The organism is Acinetobacter sp. Colony158 (assembly GCF_019264745.1).
Taxonomy (GTDB): Bacteria; Pseudomonadota; Gammaproteobacteria; order Pseudomonadales; family Moraxellaceae; genus Acinetobacter; species Acinetobacter ursingii.
Genome location: NZ_CP078523.1, coordinates 1,600,985 through 1,602,675 on the forward strand (window position 1 = coordinate 1,600,985; position 1,691 = coordinate 1,602,675).

General features: G+C 38.1%; 3 protein-coding genes. 1 reads left to right on the top strand and 2 read right to left on the bottom strand.

Annotation, left to right across the window (positions count from 1 at the left end; translation table 11 throughout):
* Window positions 1–303: putative quinol monooxygenase (locus tag JR005_RS06565; RefSeq protein WP_218665737.1), on the bottom strand; the 303-nt coding region annotated here is incomplete at its 3' end.
* 10 nt (window positions 304–313) lie between these two features.
* On the bottom strand, window positions 314–907 hold the full coding sequence (locus JR005_RS06570; RefSeq protein ID WP_151838310.1) for an NAD(P)H-dependent oxidoreductase: 594 nt from the start codon (window positions 905–907) through the stop codon (window positions 314–316).
* A gap of 511 nt (window positions 908–1,418) precedes the next feature.
* Here JR005_RS06570 and JR005_RS14650 point away from each other — a divergent pair.
* Window positions 1,419–1,691, top strand: a 273-nt coding sequence (locus JR005_RS14650; RefSeq protein ID WP_228731765.1) for an MFS transporter, incomplete at its 3' end; no start/stop codon positions are given.

Consider the following 1,691-nt stretch of genomic DNA (forward strand, 5'->3'; position numbering starts at 1 on the left):
TTCCAAAATACGCACTTTCACTTCCACCACATGATCTTTGATCAATTCAAAATGTCGCTGCATATGTGCAGTTTGCATATGCGTTTCAAGATGTGCGGTGCTTTGCCATTTTTCCAGCATCACAATTAAGTTTTGATCTTGGGTTTGCATTTCAAGTGTAGGTAAGTGATCAATCAAAGTCTCGTAATCATAACAACCATCTTCTGCCAACACCGTAGGGGTGATTTTTTGAAAGGCGTCTAATACCGCTTGACGCTGTTCAATACCTGCGTGCGTACGAATTTCGGCAATAATCGTCAACATTGTATTTTCCTTATTCATATTCAACTGTAAAAACTTGATCTAAATGGGCTTGGTAAGCGTCGAGATAGCTCGGCACGTCTGGCATCTTAATCACATCATTGACGATAAAAGTGGGAAGTGAGTCCATTCCCAAAAATTGGTTTGCCTTATGAAAAGGTAAATACACGCCATCTACACCGACGCCGTGAAAAAACTGATCAGGATCGGTAAATGCTTCGATTGGGGCATTCCATGTTAACGACAGCATGTATTTTTTGCCCTGAATTAAACCACCTGAACCATATTTTTTAGTGACATCGGAACGACTACGTCCATCGCTGGCATACAGTACACCATGACCAATGGTGAATACGTCATCGATATATTTTTTCATCGTCCACGGCGCGCCCATCCACCAACCTGGCATTTGATAAATCACCACATCTGACCAGACATATTTATCTATCTCAGCTTGAATATCATAGTCACTGTCCGTCCGCGTTACTTTGACGTCATGACCTAACTGGATTAAATGACGTTGCGCAAAATCGGTTAAGGTATCATTCAATTGTCCATTGGAATGTGCAAATGCTTTAGCACCGTTGATGATTAAGATATGACTCACGAGAGAACCTGATTTTTAAAATTCATGATAGTCAATATAGAGTGTTTATTGATTCTAAAAAATGCATGAATCTGCAAAATATTATTGCTTAAAAATCAATAATTGTTTATAGGAAGTTGCATGCTGTTTATTTTTTAACTCAAACTGTGGATAACTTCGCGTTTACTCACAGTCACAACATGCATAATTTGTGGTTAAATTTTAAAAAWAATTGAAAGAAATAACAATCTTGCGCTTTATTTAACATTTTAATATCGACGCTGAAAATAAAAAATGCTATGTTTGCGCCAGATTTTTCTATAAATCTTGGTCATGTCATTTGACCTCAATCTCACGTTGTTATTTTCTCCTCAAAATTCAGACACTTTGTGAATACAGTGTTTTATTGCTGAATAGTCAGCATATCAAAAATTCAATTCTCTAAAACTCAATGTTTGTCATTGGGCTGGCGCATATTGATTAGAAAATAATGTTCAGCTTGCAAACAGACATCTTGAATAAGTAGATCACAATGCAAAATATGCACACGACAACATTAAATCGTCAGACCTTAATGTTTCCGCTGGCTTTGGTTCTGTTTGAACTTGCGGTTTATATTGGCAATGATTTAATTCAGCCAGCGATGCTGGCCATTACACAGGATTTTGGTGTCAGTTCGACATGGGCGCCTTCTTCGATGTCTTTTTATTTATTGGGCGGTGCAAGTGTGGCTTGGTTACTCGGTCCACTTTCAGATCGTCTAGGCCGAAAAAAGGTTTTATTAACGGGTGTGTTATTTTTCGGC